At 71.9% G+C, this 18,096-nt stretch carries 16 protein-coding genes; 14 read left to right on the forward strand and 2 right to left on the reverse strand.

What is annotated here, in order from left to right:
• Nucleotides 1–140 precede the first annotated feature (140 nt).
• The 8 genes from ACWC91_RS09675 (at nucleotide 141) to ACWC91_RS09710 (ending at nucleotide 8,264) form a co-directional block, all read left to right on the forward strand.
• The gene (locus ACWC91_RS09675; RefSeq protein ID WP_225075828.1) at nucleotides 141–1,142 is read left to right on the forward strand and encodes an asparaginase; all 1,002 of its coding nucleotides are present in this window, start codon (nucleotides 141–143) and stop codon (nucleotides 1,140–1,142) included.
• Nucleotides 1,143–1,315: 173 nt separating this feature from the next.
• The gene (locus ACWC91_RS09680; protein ID WP_225075827.1) at nucleotides 1,316–2,209 is read left to right on the forward strand and encodes a polysaccharide deacetylase family protein; all 894 of its coding nucleotides are present in this window, start codon (nucleotides 1,316–1,318) and stop codon (nucleotides 2,207–2,209) included.
• Nucleotides 2,206–3,603, forward strand: a complete 1,398-nt coding sequence (locus ACWC91_RS09685) for an MFS transporter (RefSeq protein WP_225075826.1) — start codon at nucleotides 2,206–2,208, stop codon at nucleotides 3,601–3,603. The genes ACWC91_RS09680 and ACWC91_RS09685 overlap by 4 nt, the downstream gene beginning before the upstream one ends.
• 87 nt (nucleotides 3,604–3,690) lie before the next feature.
• Entirely contained in the window at nucleotides 3,691–4,494 is an 804-nt protein-coding gene (locus ACWC91_RS09690) for an SDR family NAD(P)-dependent oxidoreductase (RefSeq protein ID WP_450642323.1), read from the forward strand.
• Nucleotides 4,495–4,538: 44 nt separating this feature from the next.
• On the forward strand, nucleotides 4,539–5,288 hold the full coding sequence (locus ACWC91_RS09695) for an SDR family NAD(P)-dependent oxidoreductase (RefSeq protein WP_225075824.1): 750 nt from the start codon (nucleotides 4,539–4,541) through the stop codon (nucleotides 5,286–5,288).
• Nucleotides 5,289–5,345: 57 nt separating this feature from the next.
• Nucleotides 5,346–5,930 carry a hypothetical protein gene (locus ACWC91_RS09700; RefSeq protein ID WP_225075823.1) on the forward strand — a complete coding sequence of 195 codons (585 nt, stop codon included), beginning with the start codon at nucleotides 5,346–5,348 and terminating at the stop codon, nucleotides 5,928–5,930.
• Nucleotides 5,931–6,231: 301 nt separating this feature from the next.
• Complete coding sequence (locus tag ACWC91_RS09705; protein WP_450642321.1) at nucleotides 6,232–7,233, forward strand: glycoside hydrolase family 11 protein; 1,002 nt, start codon at nucleotides 6,232–6,234, stop codon at nucleotides 7,231–7,233.
• A 44-nt stretch (nucleotides 7,234–7,277) separates the two neighbouring features.
• A complete protein-coding gene (locus tag ACWC91_RS09710; RefSeq protein WP_450725864.1) occupies nucleotides 7,278–8,264 on the forward strand; it encodes a polysaccharide deacetylase family protein in 987 nt (328 codons plus the stop codon).
• 98 nt (nucleotides 8,265–8,362) lie between these two features.
• On the opposite strand, the gene ACWC91_RS09715 is transcribed toward ACWC91_RS09710, so the two are convergent.
• Nucleotides 8,363–10,039: a hypothetical protein gene (locus tag ACWC91_RS09715; protein ID WP_450644869.1), complete on the reverse strand. Its 1,677-nt coding sequence runs from the start codon at nucleotides 10,037–10,039 to the stop codon at nucleotides 8,363–8,365.
• Between the two features lie 317 nt (nucleotides 10,040–10,356).
• Here ACWC91_RS09715 and ACWC91_RS09720 point away from each other — a divergent pair, with 317 nt between their 5' ends.
• The 4 genes from ACWC91_RS09720 (at nucleotide 10,357) to ACWC91_RS09735 (ending at nucleotide 12,906) form a co-directional block, all read left to right on the forward strand.
• On the forward strand, nucleotides 10,357–10,746 hold the full coding sequence (locus tag ACWC91_RS09720) for a cell division protein SepF (RefSeq protein WP_225075821.1): 390 nt from the start codon (nucleotides 10,357–10,359) through the stop codon (nucleotides 10,744–10,746).
• A gap of 88 nt (nucleotides 10,747–10,834) precedes the next feature.
• Nucleotides 10,835–11,251, forward strand: coding sequence for a nucleotide pyrophosphohydrolase (locus ACWC91_RS09725; RefSeq protein ID WP_450644868.1), 417 nt, complete (start codon nucleotides 10,835–10,837; stop codon nucleotides 11,249–11,251).
• 181 nt (nucleotides 11,252–11,432) lie between these two features.
• A complete protein-coding gene (locus ACWC91_RS09730) occupies nucleotides 11,433–11,903 on the forward strand; it encodes a DUF6099 family protein (RefSeq protein ID WP_225075819.1) in 471 nt (156 codons plus the stop codon).
• A 79-nt stretch (nucleotides 11,904–11,982) separates the two neighbouring features.
• Nucleotides 11,983–12,906, forward strand: a complete 924-nt coding sequence (locus ACWC91_RS09735) for an LLM class F420-dependent oxidoreductase (RefSeq protein ID WP_450644866.1) — start codon at nucleotides 11,983–11,985, stop codon at nucleotides 12,904–12,906.
• Nucleotides 12,907–13,130: 224 nt separating this feature from the next.
• Here ACWC91_RS09735 and ACWC91_RS09740 read toward each other — a convergent pair whose 3' ends face one another.
• Nucleotides 13,131–13,601, reverse strand: a complete 471-nt coding sequence (locus tag ACWC91_RS09740) for an NUDIX hydrolase (protein WP_450642687.1) — start codon at nucleotides 13,599–13,601, stop codon at nucleotides 13,131–13,133.
• A gap of 298 nt (nucleotides 13,602–13,899) precedes the next feature.
• Here ACWC91_RS09740 and ACWC91_RS09745 point away from each other — a divergent pair, with 298 nt between their 5' ends.
• On the forward strand, nucleotides 13,900–15,396 hold the full coding sequence (locus ACWC91_RS09745) for a 3' terminal RNA ribose 2'-O-methyltransferase Hen1 (RefSeq protein WP_450642685.1): 1,497 nt from the start codon (nucleotides 13,900–13,902) through the stop codon (nucleotides 15,394–15,396).
• Complete coding sequence (locus tag ACWC91_RS09750; protein ID WP_450642684.1) at nucleotides 15,393–17,945, forward strand: polynucleotide kinase-phosphatase; 2,553 nt, start codon at nucleotides 15,393–15,395, stop codon at nucleotides 17,943–17,945. Before ACWC91_RS09745 ends, ACWC91_RS09750 begins: the two co-directional genes overlap by 4 nt.
• The last annotated feature ends 151 nt before the right edge of the window (nucleotides 17,946–18,096 follow it).

The raw sequence follows: 18,096 nt of genomic DNA on the forward strand, positions 1-18,096 counted from the left end.
GAACCCGTAGGCGCCCCCGCGCCGCGCCCTTGAGCTTCGCACATCCCCGAACCCTCCGGCCAGACAAGTGTGCGGCCACCCATTGACCGGACGCAATCGTTTGCATAGCCTCTCCGCAATCGATTGCGGAGAGAGGGTCCATGCGTCGTATCCAGGTCGTGGCAACCGGCGGCACCATCGCGAGCCGGTCCGGGGCGGAGGGCCGCCGGGCGACCGTGCTCGCGGAAGAACTGGTCGCGTCGGTCGGTCCGCTGCCGGACGGCGCGGAGGTGAGCGTGCGGGACGTGGTCACCCGGGGCAGCTACGCCTTCGACACCGCCGACCTGTTGTCGCTGGCCCGCGAGGTGCGCGGCACACTGCGCGACGGCGCCGACGGGGTGGTGATGACGCACGGCACCGACACCATGGAGGAGACCGCCTTCCTGCTCGACCTGGCGTTCGACGACCCGCGGCCGATCGTGCTGACCGGCGCGCAGCGCCCGTTCGACGACCGCGCCGCCGACGGCCCGGGCAACCTGGGCGACGCCCTCGCCGTGGCCGCCGACGACGCCGCCCGCGGGCACGGCCCGCTGCTGGTCTTCGACGGCTTCGCCTTCCCCGCCCGCGGGGTCCGCAAGAGCGACACCATGTCGGCGCACGCCTTCACCGCGCCCGGGCGCGGACCGGCGCTCCGCGTGGTGGGCCGGCGCGTGGTCCCGCTGTGGCAGCCGAGACCCAGCCCGCGGCTGCCCTTCGACCTCGACCTGCCCCGGCTGCCCCGGGTGGACGTGGTGCCGGCCTACCCCGGTGCGGACGGGCTGTTCGTCCGGGCGAGCCTGGCCGCGGGCGCCGCCGGGGTCGTGGTGGCGGCGGTCGGCGCGGGCAACGCCGGGCCGGAGCTGGTGGAGGCGGTCGCCGAGGCCGTGGCGGCGGGCCACCCGGTACTCATCTGCTCACGGGTGCACTCCGGCCCGGTCGAACCCCTCTACGCGGGCGGCGGCGCCGAACTGCAAAGGGTCGGCGCGATCTTCGCCGGCGACCTCAGCCCCTGGCAGGCCCGGCTGCTGCTGGCCGCCGCGAGCGCCGTACCCGGCCGGTCGCCGGACGCCCTCGTCCGCGCCTGGCTCGCCGGCCGGGACCCGTCGTCCGACACCGGCTCCTGACCGCCTTCCGACCGCCTGACTTCCCGGCTCCCCGACCCGTCCCGACGGCCTGACTCCCCGACTCCCGATCCGTCCCGGCTTCCTGACCGATCCCGGTCGTCCCACCCCCCCACAGCAACCAACCCCATCAAGAGCCCACCCACAGCAACCCCATCAAGAACAAGGAGATGTCGATGACCAAGGAAATCCTCGTCGGCTTCGGTGTGGACGTAGACGCCGTAGGCGGCTGGCTCGGCTCCTACGGGGGCGAGGACTCGCCCGACGACATCTCCCGCGGGCTGTTCGCGGGCGAGGTCGGCGTGCCGCGCCTGCTGGAGCTGTTCCGGCGCCGCGGCCTGACCCAGACGTTCTTCTGGCCCGGCCACTCCGTCGAGACCTTCCCGGAGGAGTTCGACGCCTGTGTCGCCGCCGGCCACGAGATCGGCGTGCACGGTTACAGCCACGAGAACCCGATCGCCATGAGCCGCGAGCAGGAGTCAGCGGTCCTGGACCGCTGCATCGAGCTGATCGAGACCCGCTCCGGCCGCCGTCCGACCGGATATGTGGCCCCCTGGTGGGAGTTCAGCCCGGTCACCAACGAACTGCTCCTCGAGCGGGGGATCAAGTACGACCACTCCCTGATGCACCGGGACTTCGAGCCGTACTACGTGCGGGTCGGCGACTCCTGGACGAAGATCGACTACAGCGCCCCGGCCGAGACCTGGATGAAGCCGCTGGTGCGCGGGCGGGAGACGGACCTCATCGAGATCCCGGCGAACTGGTACCTCGACGACCTGCCTCCGATGATGTTCATCAAGGCCAGCCCGAACAGCCACGGCTTCGTCAACCCCCGTGACATCGAGCAGATGTGGCGCGACCAGTTCGACTGGGTGCACCGGGAGATGGACCACGCCGCCTTCACCATGACCATCCACCCCGACGTGGCCGGCCGCCCGCAGGTGCTGCTGATGCTGGAGCGGCTGATCGACCACATCAACTCCCACGAAGGCGTCCGCTGGGTGACCTTCGACCAGATCGCGGACGACTTCGCCGCCCGCAACCCGCGTCAGAAGGGCGACAGCAGATGACCACCGCGCAGGAGCAGCAGACCGTCCACGAAAGAGACTGGCCGCGCGGCGGCGCGCCCTCGGACGAGGTCCTCTTCAAGGGGCCTCCGACGCTCAGCCGGCGCACCATCACGACCACCACCGTGGTGTGCTTCCTGGCCTGGGTCTTCTCGGTCTACGACTTCGTGCTCTTCGGCACCCTCCTGCCGAAGATATCCGACACCTTCGGCTGGTCCACCGGGCAGGCCACGGCCATCGCGACCGGGGTGACAGTCGGCACCTTCGTCGTCTCGCTGCTGGTCGGGCCGATGCTGGACCGGTGGGGCCGCAAGCCCAGCCTGATCGTCACCACGGCGGGCGCGGCGCTCTCCTCCGGCTTCACCGCCCTGGTCGGCGGCGCCGCCTCCCTCATTGGTGTCCGGGCCATCTCCGGCCTCGGCTACTCCGAGGAGGTCGTCAACAGCGTCTATCTCAACGAGATGTACGGCAAGAGCCGGCGCCGCGGCTTCATGTTCAGCCTGGTGCAGAGCGGTTGGCCGGTCGGCGCCCTGCTGGCGTCGGCGTTCGCCGCCGTGCTGCTGCCGGTGATGAGCTGGCGCTGGATCTTCCTCCTCGCCACCTTCCCGGTGGTGGTCATCCTTGTCGCCGGGTCCAGGCTCCGTGAGTCGCCCTCCTTCGTCGCCCTGAAGCGGACGCGGGAGCTGCGCAAGGAGGGCCGCGAGGCCGACGCGGCCCGGCTGGCGGAGCTCTACAGCCTGGACATCAGCCGCGACAACGAGTCGGGCCTGCGCCAGCTCCTCGCCCCGGACCTGCGCCGGCACACCCTGTGCCTCTCCGGAGCGTGGTTGTTCAACTGGATGGGCATCCAGGTCTTCTCGGTACTGGGCACCACCGTGCTCACCGACGGCAAGGGCGTCTCGTTCTCCAGCGCGCTGGTCGTGCTGATCCTGGCCAACCTCGCCGGATTCCTCGGCTACCTCTTCCACGGATACCTCGGCGACCGGATCGGCCGGCGCACGACCATCATCGTCGGCTGGAGCATCGGCGGCGTCGTGATGACGGCGATGCTCTTCGGGCCCGACAGCAGCGCGTACGTCATCCCGATGTACGCCCTGGGGCTCTTCTTCCTCCTCGGCCCGTACTCCGCCATGGTGTTCTACATGGGCGAGTCCTTCCCGGCCCGGGTGCGGGGGATCGGCTCCAACACCGCCCATGTGATGGGCCCCGTGGGCGCGATCGTCGGCTCGGCGCTGCTCAGCGCCATTATCGGGATCGGCGCGAGCGCCACCATGGCCGCGTTCCTCGCGGGCGCCCTGGGGATGTTCATCTCCGGCGTCCTGATGCTCGGTGCGCGCAACGTCAGCCAGGAACCCGACGAGGAGTCCGCCTCCGCGGCCGCGGCGCCCGCGGCCTGAGCAGCCCCTCTTCCCCCGTCCCCCTCGCATCCCGGTGCGTGGCGGCCCGCACCCGCCACGCACCGGGAACCCCACGAAAGGCAGGACATGTCCTCCCACGAGCACACCGCACCCGCCCGCGACGACGGACTGGCCGGAAAGGTGGCCGTCATCACCGGCGGCGCGAGCGGCATCGGCCGCGCCCTGGCCGTCGCGTACGCGCGCGCCGGGGCCGACAGCGTCGTCGGTTACTACCCCAAGGACCCGCACAGCGCGGAGGAGACCATACGGCTGGTCGAGGCCGCCGGCGGGCGGTGCACCGCGGTCGCGGTCGACGTCCGGGACAGCGGGCAGGTCGACGCCCTGGCCCGGTCCGCCGTGGAGACGTACGGGCGGCTGGACATCGCCGTCGCCGGAGCCGGTGTGCTGCGCCGGGCCGCCCTGGCGGAACTCGACGACGACGCCTGGAACGACATGCTCTCGGTCGACCTGACCGGCGTGCTGCGCACCTTCCGCTCCGCCGCCGCGGTGATGACCGGCCCCGGTGCCATGGTGGCGGTCTCCTCCATCGCCGGCGGGGTGTACGGCTGGGACGACCACGCCCACTACGCCGCCGCCAAGAGCGGGGTGCTGGGGCTGTGCCGGTCGCTGGCGACCGAACTCGCCCCGCGCGGCATCCGCGTCAACACCGTCATCCCCGGGCTGATCGAGACCCCGCAGTCGCTCGACGAGGCCAACTCGCTGGGCCGCGCCGGGCTGGAGCGGGCGGGCCGGAGCATCCCGGCGGGCCGGGTGGGCCACGCCGACGAGGTCGCCCGCGCGATCCGCTTCCTCACCAGCGACGACGCCGCGTACATCACCGGGCAGGAGCTCGTCGTGGACGGCGGTCTGACGGTCCGGTGGCCGGAGTGACGGCGCGGCGGCAGCACACGGAACAACGCGGAAAGGCGAACGGCATGGGAGTCCTCCAGGATCAGGTCGCCCTGGTGACCGGCGCGGCGAGCGGCATCGGCACGGCCATCGCCGACGCCTACGCGGCCGAGGGCGCGCGGCTCTTCCTGGCCGACCGCGACGCCGACCGGCTCGCCGCCCTGGCCGAGCGCTACGCGCGGCAGGGCACGAGGACGGCCACCGCGGTCGTCGACGTGGCCGACGCGGAGCAGACCCGGCAGATGGTGGAGAGCTGTGTGGCCGCCCTGGGCGTGCCCGACGTCCTGGTCAACTCCGCGGGGATCCTCACCGAGGTCCCGCTGGTCGAGATGGACGTCGAGACCTGGGACGAGATGATCGCGATCGATCTGCGCAGCGTGTTCCTGTGCTGCCGGTGGACGGTCCCGCACATGGTCGCCCGCGGCAGCGGACGGGTCGTCAACATCGCCAGCCAGCTGGGCATCAAGGGGGGCGAGGGCCTGGTGCACTACTCGGCGGCCAAGGCCGGCGTCATCGGACTGACCAAGGCCCTCGCCCGTGAGGTCGCCCCGCACGGGGTGCTGGTCAACGCGATCGCACCGGGCCCGGTGTTCACCCCGCTGGTGGAGGGGATCAGCGAGGACTGGAAGCAGGCCAAGCAGGCCGAGCTGCCCCTCGGCCGGTTCGGGGTCCCGGCGGAGGTCGCCCCCACCGCCGTGCTGCTGGCCAGTGATCCGGGCGGGAACCTCTACGTGGGGCAGACTCTCGGACCCAACAGCGGCGACATCATGCCCTGATGCCCATGCCCATGCCCGTGCCCTGATGCCCTGATGCCCTGACAGGAGGGAGCCACGATGTGCGGAGCCTGCGGAGCGGGCCGTTCCGTACCGCGCTGGGAGGACGTCCTGGCCCCGCCCGGCCGTGCCGTCCTGGCCGCCCGCGCGGCGCGGACCGAACGGCTCCTGGGGCCCGGACCGGGACTGCGGGTCCGGGCCTGGCTGTCCGCGGGATACCTGCTCGGCGACCGGGTCGGCCGGACCGTGCACGCGGCGGACCTGGACACGCTGTGGCGGGCGGCCGCCGAGCGCGGTGCGCGGCCGGCGGGCCGGCTGTCGTTGCGGGGCCCGGCCGCCACCGTGCCCGTCGAGGTGCCGGGCGGCTGGGACCCGGCCACGGTCGCGGTGTGGTGCGCCGCCGTGGCCCGGACCGAACCGGACGCCTCGCTGGAGATCACCCTCCCGGACCCTGCCGGGGCGCGCACCGTGCTGGTGGAGATCGGGTCCGGCGCCGTACGGGCCAGGGTCCTTGAGGCCGCCTCGGACGGCCCGGAGCACGGGGGCGCGATCCTGGTCCGCGGAGTCGGCGCGGCCGGTGCGGCCCGCCACCTGACGGGCTGTCACCTTCCGGTGCGTGCGCCCGAGGACCCGGGCGGGCCGTAGCAAGCGGGTCGGTGTCCTCGAAACTTTCGAAGACGTCGGCCCTCAAGTTGATCTAGAGCATCGGCGTCTCGTCGGGCGCGCTTGGACGGTTCCGGCGACTGCTGCCCTGAGCAGGTAAAACATCCCTCCGCGCGGTTTCGGGTCCGAGCGAACGTTTCGAAATTCCGACCGAAACTGTTGACACCCGACGGGCCCGGCTCAACACTTCTCACCGCTGCGTCACCTCCTGGCAGCCGGCCGTTCCGTGAGGTCCTGTCGTGCTGCCCGCCCCCCACCACCCTCACGAGGAGGAAGCACGGACATGAACACGCTCTTCCAGGAGAGCGGCCGCGGACGCGGTCGCTTCACGTGGTTCATCAGGAGTCTCTGCACCGCCGCCCTGGTTGTCATGGCCGCGATGACACTGCCGGGCACCGCCAGCGCCGACACGGTCGTCACCTCGAACCAGACCGGCACCAACAACGGCTACTACTACTCGTTCTGGACCGACAGCCAGGGCACCGTCTCCATGAACATGGGGTCCGGCGGCAACTACAGCACCTCATGGAGCAACACCGGCAACTTCGTCGCCGGCAAGGGCTGGAGCACCGGCGGACGCAGGAGCGTGAACTACTCGGGCAGCTTCAACCCGTCCGGCAACGCCTACCTCGCCCTCTACGGGTGGACGACCAACCCGCTCGTCGAGTACTACGTCGTCGACAACTGGGGCACCTACCGGCCCACCGGAACGTACATGGGCACCGTCACCAGCGACGGCGGCACGTACGACATCTACAAGACGACGCGGGTCAACGCCCCCTCCATCGAGGGCACCCGGACCTTCGACCAGTACTGGAGCGTCCGCCAGTCGAAGAAGACCGGTGGAACCATCACCACCGGCAACCACTTCGACGCCTGGGCCGGCAAGGGAATGAAGCTGGGCACCTTCAACTACATGATCATGGCGACCGAGGGTTACCAGAGCAGCGGCAACTCCAACATCACCGTGGGCGACGCCGGTTCCGGCGGTGGCGGTGGCGGTGGCGGCGGTGGCACCGGTGGGTGTACCGCGACGCTGTCGGCGGGTCAGCAGTGGAGTGACCGGTACAACCTGAATGTGTCGGTGAGCGGTTCCAGCAACTGGACGGTGACGATGAACGTTCCGTCGCCGGAGAAGATCATCGCGACCTGGAACATCAGCGCGAGTTATCCGAGTTCGCAGGTGCTGGTGGCCAAGCCCAACGGCAACGGCAACAACTGGGGCGTGACCGTACAGACCAACGGCACCTGGACCTGGCCGACGGTCTCCTGCAGCGCGAGCTGACCCCGCCGCCCCCGAAGACCTCCTTCAGAAAGGTCCCAAGCCGCATGAGAAACAGACCACTTGCGTCACTGCGGTCCCTGTTCGCGGGACTGGCCGTCACGGCGCTGGCCGTGGCGGGCTCCCTGACCGTCGACGCCACTCCGTCGTACGCGGCCACCTGCAACGGGTACGTCGGACTCACCTTCGACGACGGCCCGTCCAACGGCACCCCGGCCCTGCTCAACGCGCTGAAGCAGAACGGGCTGCGGGCCACGATGTTCAACGAGGGCCAGTTCGCCGCCTCCTACCCGGCCCAGGTACGGGCCCAGGTCGACGCCGGCATGTGGGTCGGCAACCACAGCTACACCCACCCGCACCTGATCCAGCAGAGCCAGTCGCAGATCGACTCGGAACTCTCCCGGACCCAGCAGGCCATCGCCGCCGCGGGCGGTGGCACGCCGAAGCTGTTCCGGCCGCCCTACGGCGAGACCAACTCGACGCTGAAGTCGGTCGAGGCCAAGTACGGCCTGACCGAGATCATCTGGGACGTCGACTCGCAGGACTGGAACGGCGCGAGCACCGACGCGATCGTGCAGGCCGTCTCCCGGCTCGGCAACGGCCAGATCATCCTCATGCACGAGTGGCCCGCCAACACGCTCGCTGCGATTCCGCGCATCGCGCAGACGCTGGCCTCCAAGGGCCTGTGCTCCGGCATGATCTCCCCGCAGACCGGCCGCGCCGTGGCCCCCGACGGAGGCGGTTCCGGCGGTGGCGGTGGTGGCACCGGTGGGTGTACCGCGACGCTGTCGGCGGGTCAGCAGTGGAGTGACCGGTACAACCTGAATGTGTCGGTGAGCGGTTCCAGCAACTGGACGGTGACGATGAACGTTCCGTCGCCGGAGAAGATCATCGCGACCTGGAACATCAGCGCGACTTATCCGAGTTCGCAGGTGCTGGTGGCCAAGCCCAACGGCAACGGCAACAACTGGGGCGTGACCGTACAGACCAACGGCACCTGGACCTGGCCGACCGTCTCCTGCAGTACGAGTTAGTCGTCCGGTGGCGCGGCGGACCACGGCCGCCGTGCCACCGGCGGTTCGCGGCCGGCGCGAGCGCGCGCGGGGGCCACCGGAAGCGGGCCTCCGCGCGCTCACCCCTTCTTGGGCGCCGTCAGCGAGACGTCCTGGCTCGACAGCGTCTGCGGGGTGGCCGTGAACGCGCGCAGACGGACGCGGGCATGGGGGCCGGGGACGGTGAACCCGCCACGGGGCGCCCGTAGTTCGACGCGGGCGGTGGAGTGCGCCGGGATCGTGGCCGGACCTTTCGCCAGCGACCAGAACCTGCCCATGCCCTTGCCCGTGGTGAGGATGAAGTGGGGCGTGAGGGGATCACCGCCGGTGTTGGTGAGCTGGAGGGCCAGCCGGGAGACGTGCGTGGCGGAGGACCGCTGCACCGCCGTGACGCGCATGGCCAGCGGTGGCCTGCCCGTCACCGCCACGGCCGCGCTGACCAGCGCGGGGAGGACCAGGAGCCCGGCCGCCGCGATCCGGGCCGGGCGCCGGTGCGGCCCCGACAGCGGGCGCGGCCGGGGCTGCCAGGCCCGCGCGAACTCGGAGGCCGGTGCGGTGACGGCGGCGGTGAGCCACAGCGGCGTCATCATCAGGTAGTAGCCGTCCTGGGAGCGTGTCGCCAGGAAGAAGGCGCACCAGGGCAGGACGGTCGCCGCCGGGCCCAGCCGCCGTACGAAGAGCACGAACACGGCCAGCAGGGCCACGGCGAGAAGCACACTGGCACGCGAGTACCAGTCCAGGCGGTCGCTGCCGTCGGTGAAGTACAGGGACACGTCCACCAGGCCCTGCCCGTGCAGCACCGCGCCCTGGGTCAGCGGCAGCGCGATGCCGCGCAGCCACTCGCCCGGCTCGCTCGCGATGAAGTACGTGTTGATCAGCAGCCATGTGGTGACGGCGGCCCCGAGCAGCCGGAGCACCACCGACAGGGCCTGCCGGCGGCCCAGTTCGCCGCGGCGCACCGCGTAGATCCCGGCGAGCAGGAACGGCGTCACGAACCAGGGGAGTTGCTGCGCCGCGCACGCCGCGCCCAGGCACGCGGCCCGGGCCAGTCCGGCCGCGCCGAGGCGTCCGCCCTGCCCGATCCGCGGCCAGCGCACCACCACCGGGATCAGCAGCGCCAGGGCGAGGACGGCCGGATAGCCGAGGCGCCCGTAACCCGGCAGGAGGCCGAAGCCCAGGCACACCATGGTGGCCGCCGGGCGCCACCGCGGCGGCAGCATCCGCCACAGCACCACCGTGCCGGCGATCAGCGCGCCCGTGCTCACCGCCGTCGCGGGGGCGCCGCCGTGCCCGAGCCACAGCAGGGGCGCGGTCAGCAGCACCGCCAGCGGGGGGTAGCCGTAGGTGTAGTCGTAGCCGCCGTCCACGGTGGGCGTGAGCGACACGGGGCCGTGGAAGAGCCAGGGCCACGGCTGCCCGTACACCGTGTGTCCGGCGACCAGTTCCCTCGCCGCCTGCGCGGTGAGGACCGCTTCGTCGCGGCCCGCGTGGTTCATGAGCCACGTGCACACGGTGAGCGTCACGGCGGTCAGCAGCACGCACAGGTCCACGCGGGCCAGGGACCTCGTGCGGCGGACCACCAGGGTCAGCACCGCGCAGACCAGGATCGAGGCGTAGCACAGGCAGATGGCGCCGGCGACGGGGAGCAGACGGGACGCGGCCTGCGTCCACACCGCCCGGGTACCGATGAAGAGACTCACGACGGCCAGCAGCGTCAGGACGCGATGCCACTGGGCCGGCGGTTCCGGGGCGGACACCGCCGACAGTGTCCGCCGACCGGGTGCCACCAGCTGTTGTTCTGCCAAGTGCACGACACCCGAACCTAATCGGATCCGGTGAGCGGAGCGCGGCGGGGCGGTGAAGAGTCCGGTGTGAGCGCGGTAAGAAGCCACTTTCGGGTGGGAACCGGTCAACCCGCGCGTGACGGCCGATCGATGTGCGTTGAGATGATGTCCCTTTCGGACACTCTCGTGACCTCCTGTCGCGCACCGTGTCGCTGTTGGGCCGAAAGGGTGACGTCGCGTAAGAATTGGCTGGTGCAGGTGAGGCAAGCGAGTCAGGGCAGGGGGAGCCGGTGAGCAGTCGCGACGTCACCGATGAGCAGTGGGAGGGGCTCGCCCAGGTCGTTCCGCTGCGCGGCCGCGACGCCTGGCCGTCCGCGGTGAACCACCGCGTGCCACCGGAGGCGACGACGGAGGCACGCCGCCGCTTCGTCGTCCTGCGGGTCAACGTGTTCGCGGACGCCCGGGACGTCGCCGAGACCCTGATGGCGGGCGTCCCGGTGCTCCTCGACCTGACCGGTGCCGAGGGCGAGGTCGCCAAACGGGTCCTGGACTTCAGTACCGGTGTCGTCTTCGGGCTGGGCAGCGGGATGCACCGCGTCGACCGCAACGTGTTCCTGCTCACGCCGCCCGGCACCGAGGTGAGCGGACTCATGCCGGGCGCGGCCGTTCCGGGCGGGTGAGCCCGGGGGCCGTACCCGTGAGCCCGGGGGTCGCGCCGTGATCCGGGGCCGCGCCGGTGGGGGAGCGGCGGGTGGTAGACCTGGTGGTGTGACTGAGGAATCCGAGCATCCGGATCTGGCCGGGTTGCAGCGGCGGTTGGCGGAGTTCGCCGCGGCGCGCGACTGGCAGCCGTACCACACGCCGAAGAACCTGGTCGCCGCGCTCAGCGTGGAGGCGTCCGAACTGGTCGAGATCTTCCAGCGGCTGACCCCGGAGGAGTCGGCCGGCGTCATGGCGGACCCCGGGACCGCGCACCGTGTGCGCGACGAGGTCGCGGACGTCCTCGCGTATCTGCTGCAACTGTGCGAGGTGCTCGGCGTCGATCCGCTGGCGGCGCTGGCGGCGAAGATCGACCGGAACGAGCGGCGGTTTCCGGTGCCGGGGGAGCCGGAGGAACCGGCGGCGGAGCCAGGGGAAGGGACGGAGCCGGACGAGCCGGACGAGCCGGGCGCGCCGGGGGCGTGAAGGGGGAAGCCCATCGTCCGTTGTCACTCTCCGGAATCGTTCATCCGACCGAAACCGATTTGTTGTCCGCAGATTTCCGGCTTCCTCTGGCTTTTCATCCCAGGCGCCTTCACTCTGGGTAGTGAACAAGGGTGTTCGGGCGGACGTGCGAACAGCACGTCGGGACAGACAGGGGCAGCGCATGGACGCGGTGCGGCTCATCCTGGCGAGCAGGCGTGCCCTGGCGGGGAGCGACGAGGCCCCCGCCATCCTGACCGAGGTCTGGCAGGCGCAGGCCCTGGCGCAGGCGATCGGCAGCCGCCTCGCCGTCTCCGGGCCACCCGAACTACGGGGCGAGGCGCTGGGCTTGACCGAACTGGCGGGCCGGGGCTGCGGGGTCCTCGACGCGCCGGACCTCGATCCGGAGGACTTACGGGCGGCCCTGCTCACCGAACTGGACGACGCCCGGCAGGCGTTGCTGTGCCTGGACGCCCTGCTCGGCGAGGCCGGCATCGCGCTCGTCGGCGTCGCGAGCTCGGCCGCCGACGAGGCCACGTACTGGCAGTGCATGGAGGCGATCGACGCGGCGGACGAGGCCCGGGACAGGGTCCGCGAGATGGTGCGGAAACTGGCCGCGCGGGAGGAGGCGCCGCCGGAGCGGGAGGCGATTTGACCCGACCAAGGGCGGGAAGGCGGCGGGACCCGGTGAGGCCCGTGCGCCGGTGGGCCCGCCGGCGTGCAGGATGGGAAGCATGGATCTTCGCATCTTCACCGAGCCCCAGCAGGGGGCGACCTACGACACTTTGCTCACCGTGGCGAAGGCCACCGAGGACCTGGGGTTCGACGCCTTCTTCCGCTCCGACCACTTCCTCCACATGGGCGACGTGGACGGCCTGCCCGGACCCACCGACGCCTGGATCACCCTCGCCGGACTCGCCCGCGAGACCAAGCGCATCCGGCTCGGCACGCTGATGACGGCCGCCACCTTCCGGCTGCCCGGCGTGCTCGCCGTCCAGGTCGCCCAGGTGGACCGGATGTCCGGCGGCCGGGTCGAACTGGGCCTGGGGGCTGGCTGGTTCGCGGAGGAGCACAAGGCGTACGGCATCCCCTTCCCGAAGGAGAAGTTCGGCCGCCTGGAGGAGCAGCTGGCCATCGTGACGGGGATGTGGGCGACCGAGGCCGGCAAGACCTTCGACTTCCGCGGGACGTACTACGAGCTCACTGGTTCGCCCGCGCTGCCGAAGCCCGCGCAGGCGAAGATCCCGGTGCTCGTCGGCGGGCTCGGAGCGACCCGCACGCCGCGCCTCGCCGCCCAGTACGCCGAGGAGTTCAACGTCCCGTTCGCCTCCATCGAGGACAGCGAGCGGCAGTTCGGCCGGGTCCGGGCCGCCGTGGAGGCGGCCGGCCGGCGCCCCGACGACCTGACGTACTCCAACGCCCTCGTCGTCTGCGTCGGCCGGGACGACCAGGAGGTCGCCCGCCGTGCCGCCGCGATCGGACGTGAGGTCGACGAACTGAAGGCCAACGGACTGGCCGGCTCACCGGCCGAGGTCGTCGACAAGATCGGCCGCTACGCCGCGATCGGCGCCGGCCGGATCTACCTCCAGATCCTCGACCTGTCCGACCTGGACCACCTGGAACTGATCTCCACCCAGGTGCAGTCGCAGCTCTCCTAGGCCCTGTCGTCACATTCCCGCCTGCCGCGCGGCGTCTGGCACGTCTTCCCCCAAGCTCTTCGAGCAGGGGGACCCCCAGCCGCGTTGCCGAACCGCCCACGTGGCTCCGCCACGAGGGCGCTCCGGCGCCTTGCGCTCGCACGGACCAGACGCCGCGCGGCCCGCCCGTCGGGCGGGCGACGGGAATGTGACCACAGGACCTAGCGGCCTGGGCGGGCCGGGCGTCACACCCACGGCTCGCCCTCCCGCAGGCACACCACCGAGGCGCTCAGCGCGGCCTCCTGCAGCGCGGTGAGGGTCCGGGCCCCGGCGGCGAGCTGTGTGCCGGGCAGATCGGCAGGGGCGAACCAGCCGTGCCGGTCGTGCTCGGCGCTGAGCCGAACGGTCGTGTGCGAGCCGCCGGGGAGCCTGCCGCCGTAGAAGAAGCAGTCCAGGACCGGGCCGGTGCCCAGCACGTCCACGCGGTGGTCCATGCCGATCAGCCGGGGCACGGGCCCGAGTTCGATGCCCGTCTCCTCGCGCATCTCCCGCCGGGCCGCCGTCCAGGGGTCCTCGCCGTGGTCCAGCATCCCGCCGGGCAGCCACCAACCGCCGGCCATCGGCTGACCGGGGCCGTAGCGCAGGAGCAGGACGCGGCCGGCGCCGTCCAGCACCACCACACACGCGGCGAGGAGCGCCTGCGGCTGCGTCCTCACCCACTCCTCGCGGGGCATCCACTCCACCACTGATCGCCTCCCGGACGGGCTCGCACCGGCGCCCTGTGCCATGGCTCGGCCCGGCTGGGCCCGATGCCGGCCCTCTCGCCTCTTTTCCCGTTCCCCGACAACGATGCCCCGGCCGTGGGGTGGTGGCCGGTGAATATTGGAAGGCACAGGTCCGGACGCCTGTGCGAAGGTGAGGGCGTCGTCCTGCCGAGCCCCCGGGATCACCGTCCTCGGGGGCTTTGGCGTACACGGCTCCGCAGCCGTCCATCCAGCCGGAGAGGCCCTCCGCATGTTCCTGACCATCACCACCACCGGCACGTCCGGACACCCCGCGACCGACCTCGGTTTCCTGCTGCACAAGCACCCGGGCAAGTCCCAGGCGTTCTCGACCTCCTACGGCACCGCGCACGTCCTCTACCCCGAGGCGGACGATCAGCGCTGCACGGCGGCGCTGCTGCTGGAGGTCGACACGGTGGCCCTGGTCCGGCGGGGCAAGGACAAGGGACGCGGCGGCGCCCCCGACGCGGCGCTCGCGCAGTACGTCAACGACCGCCCCTACGCGGCTTCTTCGCTGCTCGCCGTGGCGTTGAGCGCCGTGTTCTCCAGCGCCCTGCGCGGGGTGTGCCACGCGCGGCCCGAACTCCCGGACCGGCCACGCCCGTTGCGCATCGAGGTACCGGCGCTTCCGGCCCGCGGCGGCCCCGCCCTCGTACAGCGCCTGTTCGAACCGCTCGGCTGGACGGTCAGTGCCGAACCGGTCGCGCTGGACACGGAGTTCCCCGAGTGGGGCGACTCGCGCTACGTCCGGCTCGTGCTGGAGTCGGAGACGGTGACCCTTGCCCGGGCCCTGCGCCACCTCTACGTCCTGCTCCCCGTCCTCGACGACGCCAAGCACTACTGGGTCGCACCCGACGAGGTCGACAAGCTGCTCCGGGCGGGCGAGGGCTGGCTGCCCGACCACCCGGAGCAGAAGCTGATCACCAGCCGCTACCTCTCGCGCCGCTGGTCGCTGACCCGGGAGGCGATGGAGCGACTGGAGCTGGTGCGGCTGGCCGAGGCCGACGACAGCGGGGTCGACGAACTCGACAACGCCGTGGCGGAGGAGACCGAGACCGAGGAGAAGCCGACGCCCCTGGCCGTGCTGCGGCGGGACGCGATCGTCGCGGCGCTGCACGAGCGCGGTGCCGCCCGGGTCCTCGACCTCGGCTGCGGGCAAGGCCAGCTGGTGCAGGCGCTGCTGCGGGACGCGCGGTTCACCGAGATCGTCGGCGTCGACGTGTCGGTACGGGCCCTCACCATCGCCGCTCGGCGGCTGAAGCTGGACCGGATGGGGGAGCGGCAGTCCGCCCGCGTCACGCTCCGGCAGGGCTCGCTCGTCTACACCGACAAGCAGCTCAAGGGCTACGACGCCGCCGTGCTCAGCGAGGTGATCGAGCACCTCGACCTGCCCCGGCTGCCCGCCCTGGAGTACGCGGTGTTCGGCGCTGCCCGCCCCCGCACCGTGCTCGTGACCACTCCGAACGTCGAGTACAACGTCCGCTGGGAGACCCTCCCCGCCGGGCACGCACGGCACCGCGACCACCGCTTCGAGTGGACCCGCGAAGAGTTCGGCCGGTGGGCGCACGCCGTGGCCGAACGCCACGGCTACGACGTCGAGTTCCGTTCCATCGGCCCCGACGACCCCGAGGTCGGACCACCTACCCAGATGGCCGTCTTCACCCTCGGGACCACCGAGGTCACCAAGGACACCAAGGACACCAGCGTGAAGGAGGCGAAGGCGGCATGACCGAGACACAGAGCCCCGCAGGACGAGGACGCGTCCTGCCCGTGACCGACCTCTCCCTCGTCGTCCTCGTCGGCGCCTCCGGTTCGGGCAAGTCCACCTTCGCCCGGCGCAACTTCAAGCCCACCGAGGTCCTCTCCTCGGACTTCTGCCGCGGCCTGGTCTCCGACGACGAGAACGACCAGGGCGCCACCCGCGACGCCTTCGACGTGCTGCACTACATCGCCGGCAAGCGCCTGGCGGCCGGCCGCCGCACCGTCGTCGACGCCACCAGCGTGCAGCAGGACGCCCGGCGCCGGCTGATCGACCTGGCGAAGAGCCACGACGTGCTGCCCATCGCCATCGTCCTCGACGTACCGGAGGAGGTGTGCGCCGAGCGCAACGCGGCCCGCACCGACCGGGCCGACATGCCGCGCCGGGTGATCCGGCGGCACACCCGCGAACTGAGGCGCTCGCTGCGGCACCTGGAGCGCGAGGGCTTCCGCAAGGTGCACGTGCTGCGCGGAGTCGACGAGGTCGAGAACGCGTCGGTCGTCACCGAGAAGCGCTTCAACGACCTCACCCACCTCACCGGCCCGTTCGACATCATCGGCGACATCCACGGCTGCTCCGCCGAACTGGATGCGCTGCTGGCCAAGTTGGGCTACGCCGACGGGGCGCACCCCGAGGGCCGTACCGCGGTCTTCGTCGGGGACCTGGTCGACCGCGGCCCGGACAGCCCGGGTGTGCTGCGCCGGGTGATGTCCATGGTCGAGGCGGGCGACGCGCTGTGCGTGCCGGGCAACCACGAGAACAAGTACGGGCGCCACCTCAAAGGCCGCAAGGTCCAGCCCACCCACGGACTCGCCGAGACCATCGCGCAGATGGAGGGGGAGAGCGAGGAGTTCAAGGCGCGGGTGAGGGAGTTCATCGACGGCCTGGTCAGCCACTACGTCCTCGACGGCGGGCGGCTGGTGGTCAGCCACGCCGGTCTGCCGGAGAAGTACCACGGCCGCACCTCGGGCCGGGTGCGCTCGCACGCGCTCTACGGCGACACCACCGGGGAGACGGACGAGTTCGGCCTGCCGGTGCGCTACCCGTGGGCGGAGGACTACCGCGGCCGGGCGGCCGTGGTCTACGGTCACACCCCGGTCCCGGAGGCGACCTGGCTGAACAACACCCTCTGCCTGGACACCGGCGCGGTGTTCGGCGGCAAGCTGACCGCGCTGCGCTGGCCGGAGCGGGAGCTGGTCGACGTACCGGCCGAGCGGGTCTGGTACGAGCCGGCCAGGCCGCTGCGCACCGAGGCACCCGGAGGGCACGACGGGCGTCCGCTGGACCTCGGTGACGTGCACGGCCGCCGGGCCGTCGAGACGCGGCACGCCGGCCGGGTCGCGGTGCGTGAGGAGAACGCGGCGGCGGCCCTGGAGGTCATGAGCCGCTTCGCCGTCGACCCGCGGCTGCTTCCGTACCTGCCGCCCACCATGGCGCCGACGGCGACTTCGAGGGCTGACGGCTACTTGGAGCACCCGGAAGAGGCGTTCGCCCAGTACCGGGAGGACGGGGTGGACCGGGTCGTGTGCGAGGAGAAGCACATGGGCTCGCGGGCGGTGGCCCTGGTCTGCCGGGACGCGGAGGCGGCACGCAGGCGGTTCGGAGTGGACGGCCCGACCGGTTCCCTCTACACCCGCACCGGCCGCCCCTTCTTCGACGACCCGTCCGTCACCGAGGAGACACTCGGCCGACTGCGCACGGCGGTCACCGAGGCGGGCCTGTGGGCGGACCTCGACACCGACTGGCTGCTGCTCGACTGCGAGCTGATGCCGTGGTCGCTGAAGGCCTCCGGGCTGCTGCGCTCGCAGTACGCGGCGGTCGGCGCGGCCTCCGGCGCGGTGTTCCCGGACGCGCTGGCCGCCCTGGAGGGCGCCGCGGCGCGCGGTGTCGACGTGACGGACCTGCTGGGCCGCCAGCGCGAACGGGCCGCCGACGCGGCCGCGTTCACGGCCGCCTACCGTCGCTACTGCTGGCCGACCGACGGCCTGGACGGCGTCCGCCTGGCGCCGTTCCAGATCCTCGCCGTGCGGGGCCGCAGCCTGGCCGGGCTGCCGCACGACGGGCAACTGGCGCTGCTCGACCGGCTCGTGAAGCACGACGCCACCGGTCTGCTGCAGACCACCCGCCGCCTGTACGTCGACGTGGCCGACCCGGAGTCCGTGCGGGCGGGCGTCGACTGGTGGCTGGAGATGACGGGCCGCGGCGGCGAGGGCATGGTCGTCAAGCCGCTGGACGCTCTGGTGCGCGGCAAGGAGGGCCGCCTGGTGCAGCCCGGCATCAAGTGCCGCGGCCGGGAGTACCTGCGGATCATCTACGGTCCCGAGTACACCCGCCCGGACAACCTCGCCCGCCTGCGCGGCCGCTTCCTCAACCACAAGCGCTCCCTCGCGATCCGCGAGTACGCCCTCGGTCTGGAGGCTCTGGACCGCCTGGCCGACGGCGAGGCGCTGTGGCGGGTGCACGAGGCGGTGTTCGGCGTGCTGGCGCTGGAGTCGGAGCCGGTGGACCCCCGCCTGTGAGGGGGCCTTCGGCCGGGGCCGGGGCCCGGGGGATCGCTCCCGGGCCCCGGTGGTCCCTGCCCCGAGTGCCGTAGGAGTTCCTTTTCTCGTCGAGGTGACGAGAAAAGAGGTCGTGGAAACAGGCGCGCGGTGGGTGAAACCGGCCGCCGTT

This window comes from Streptomyces sp. NPDC001204 (genome assembly GCF_053598035.1).

Bases quoted from the DNA above. Each gene is read 5' to 3' on its own strand.
- ACWC91_RS09675 (WP_225075828.1), top strand. From the start codon at position 141: ATGCGTCGTATCCAGGTCGTGGCAACCGGCGGCACCATCGCGAGCCGG.
- ACWC91_RS09730 (WP_225075819.1), top strand. From the start codon at position 11,433: ATGGACGCGGTGCGGCTCATCCTGGCGAGCAGGCGTGCCCTGGCGGGG.
- ACWC91_RS09690 (WP_450642323.1), top strand. From the start codon at position 3,691: ATGTCCTCCCACGAGCACACCGCACCCGCCCGCGACGACGGACTGGCC.
- ACWC91_RS09745 (WP_450642685.1), top strand. From the start codon at position 13,900: ATGTTCCTGACCATCACCACCACCGGCACGTCCGGACACCCCGCGACC.
- ACWC91_RS09735 (WP_450644866.1), top strand. From the start codon at position 11,983: ATGGATCTTCGCATCTTCACCGAGCCCCAGCAGGGGGCGACCTACGAC.
- ACWC91_RS09680 (WP_225075827.1), top strand. From the start codon at position 1,316: ATGACCAAGGAAATCCTCGTCGGCTTCGGTGTGGACGTAGACGCCGTA.
- ACWC91_RS09750 (WP_450642684.1), top strand. From the start codon at position 15,393: ATGACCGAGACACAGAGCCCCGCAGGACGAGGACGCGTCCTGCCCGTG.
- ACWC91_RS09705 (WP_450642321.1), top strand. From the start codon at position 6,232: ATGAACACGCTCTTCCAGGAGAGCGGCCGCGGACGCGGTCGCTTCACG.
- ACWC91_RS09700 (WP_225075823.1), top strand. From the start codon at position 5,346: ATGTGCGGAGCCTGCGGAGCGGGCCGTTCCGTACCGCGCTGGGAGGAC.
- ACWC91_RS09710 (WP_450725864.1), top strand. From the start codon at position 7,278: ATGAGAAACAGACCACTTGCGTCACTGCGGTCCCTGTTCGCGGGACTG.
- ACWC91_RS09695 (WP_225075824.1), top strand. From the start codon at position 4,539: ATGGGAGTCCTCCAGGATCAGGTCGCCCTGGTGACCGGCGCGGCGAGC.
- ACWC91_RS09685 (WP_225075826.1), top strand. From the start codon at position 2,206: ATGACCACCGCGCAGGAGCAGCAGACCGTCCACGAAAGAGACTGGCCG.